Source organism: Hydrogenophaga sp. (assembly GCF_030158645.1).
Classification (GTDB): Bacteria; Pseudomonadota; Gammaproteobacteria; order Burkholderiales; family Burkholderiaceae_C; genus Hydrogenophaga.
In genome coordinates this window covers 1-2,087 of the sequence record NZ_JAOASO010000087.1, presented here as the reverse complement: position 1 = coordinate 2,087, position 2,087 = coordinate 1, and the positions used below count along the sequence as shown (strand labels likewise).

Sequence of the window (2,087 nt, the reverse complement as noted above, 5' to 3'; positions counted from 1 at the left end):
GCAGGTGCGCGAGCGCCTGTCGCAAGAACACTGGCACCTGATCGAGCGCACCGAATCCAGCTTCGCGCGCGACTGTGCTGCCTTGTCCACCGACGCCGAGTACGCCACCGCCGAGGCCCTCACGGCGCTGCAGAACGCCAGCGAACTCCTGGCCGCCATCACCGGCTCACAGACCGACCGCATGGTGCGCGACGATGGCTGGCGCCTGCTCTCCATGGGCCGCCACATCGAGCGGCTCGTCACGCTCTCGCGTTCGCTGTCGCTGGCCCTGGAGCACGGTTGCGTGCACGACCAGGCCGGCTTTGAAGCGGTCATCGCGCTGTTCGACAGCACCATCACCTTCCATGCGCAGTACCAGCAGCGCCGGGACATGGTGGCGCTCATCGACCTGCTGGTGATGGACCGCGACAACCCGCGTTCGCTCGCCTGGGTGGTGCAGACGCTGCGCTCGCGCCTGGACAAACTGGCCGGCAGCGCCACGCCACAAGACGCCGTGCTCGCCCGCGGCTTGCCCAACCCCGACAGCTGGGTCCTGCAAGACCTGAGCAACTGGCAGCGCAGCCCCGAAGGTCTGCGCAGCTGGAGCGACCTCGCCGAACTGCTGGACGGCTGCGAAATCGCGGCGGTGGAACTCTCCAACGAACTCAGCCGCCTGCACTTCAGCCACGCCGACCTGCGCAACCAGAGTTTGGGGGCCTGAGATGGGCCCCCACGCTCCGCACTTCGTGTCGTCGCTGCCCCCCGAGGGGGCGCTGGCCCTCCTTGGGGCGGCCCGGCGGAGGTCCTGACATGCTTCTTCGCATCCTCCACCGCACCCGCTACCGCTACCACGGCTCGATCGACCTCGCCCAGCACATGGTGCACCTGTGCCCGCTGGAGACGCCGCACCAGCGCCTGATCGGCAACGAGCTGCGCATCGATCCGCCGCCGGCGGCGCGCAGCCAGACCACCGATGTGTTCGGCAACCAGCGCACCTTCTTTTCGCTGCAAGCCACGCACAGCGTGCTCACGGTGGAGGCCGACAGCCTGGTCGAGACCCTCGCGCACCAGCCGCTGCCACAAGGACAGCCTTGGCGCGCCATGACCTGGGAGCGCGTGCGCGAGCATTTCCGCTACCGGGCCAACGCCCCGTTCGATCCGGCGGCCGAATTCCTGTTCGCGTCGCCCTACGTGCCGCGCGACGACGCCTTTGCGGCCTTCGCCCGCCCGGCGTTCAAGCCGGGCCTGCCCGCGCTGGCCGCGGCCCAGGCGCTGATGGAGCTCATCCACACCGACCTGACCTACGAAACCGCCAGCACCGAGGTCAACACCCCTGCGCTCGAAGCGCTCGCCCAGGGCAAGGGCGTTTGCCAGGACTTTGCCCACATCATGCTGGGCTGCCTGCGCACCCTGGGCTTGCCGGCTCGCTACGTGAGCGGGTACCTGCTCACGCGCCCGGCACCCGGCAAGGTGCGCCTGATCGGCGCCGATGCATCGCACGCCTGGGTGTCGGTGTACGTGCCGATCGTGAACGAATCGGACGAGGGGGCAGACACCACCGGCGCCTGGTTCGACTTCGATCCCACCAACAACCGCTGCGGCTGGGGCAGCCCGGGCGAAGACTACGTGACGCTGGCCACCGGCCGCGATTTTGGCGATGTCTCGCCCATGCGGGGCGTGATCCAGAGCGGTGCCGACCACACGCTGCAGGTGGCGGTGACCGTCGCACCGCCCGACGAACTGAAAGCGCTCGAAGCGCAGGCGAGCAGCTCCAAAGTCTGAGCCCGGCGCGGACGGCGCCTGCGCAGGGCCCGTCATTAGAATGGATCGCTCATCCTTCAGGAGCCATCCCATGAGCATTTACGACAAGCTGACCGAGTTGGGCATCGTCCTGCCGCCCGTCTCAGTCCCCGCGGCGGCCTATGTGCCCTTCGTGCAGACCGGCAACCTCATTTTTCTGAGCGGCCACATCGCCAAACAAGACGGCAAGCCCTGGGTCGGCCAGCTCGGCCTGACCATGACCACCGACGAAGCCAAGCCCGCCGCCCGCGCGGTGGCCATCGACCTGCTCGGCACCCTGGCCGCCGCCTGCCTGGCCGCCGGCAAAA

At 68.7% G+C, this 2,087-nt stretch carries 3 protein-coding genes; all 3 read left to right on the top strand.

Going from position 1 to position 2,087, the window contains the following annotated elements; all coding sequences use genetic code 11:
* Nucleotides 1–700, top strand: a 700-nt coding sequence (locus tag Q1W68_RS09025; protein WP_300716285.1) for an alpha-E domain-containing protein, incomplete at its 5' end; no start/stop codon positions are given.
* A gap of 89 nt (nucleotides 701–789) precedes the next feature.
* Nucleotides 790–1,761, top strand: coding sequence for a transglutaminase family protein (locus Q1W68_RS09020; RefSeq protein ID WP_300648790.1), 972 nt, complete (start codon nucleotides 790–792; stop codon nucleotides 1,759–1,761).
* A 70-nt stretch (nucleotides 1,762–1,831) separates the two neighbouring features.
* Nucleotides 1,832–2,087 (top strand): RidA family protein (locus Q1W68_RS09015; protein WP_300716282.1); only part of this gene is annotated, 256 nt, incomplete at its 3' end.

Excerpts from the sequence above, each read along its gene's own strand:
- Q1W68_RS09020 (WP_300648790.1), top strand. The coding sequence starts at position 790 with ATGCTTCTTCGCATCCTCCACCGCACCCGCTACCGCTACCACGGCTCG.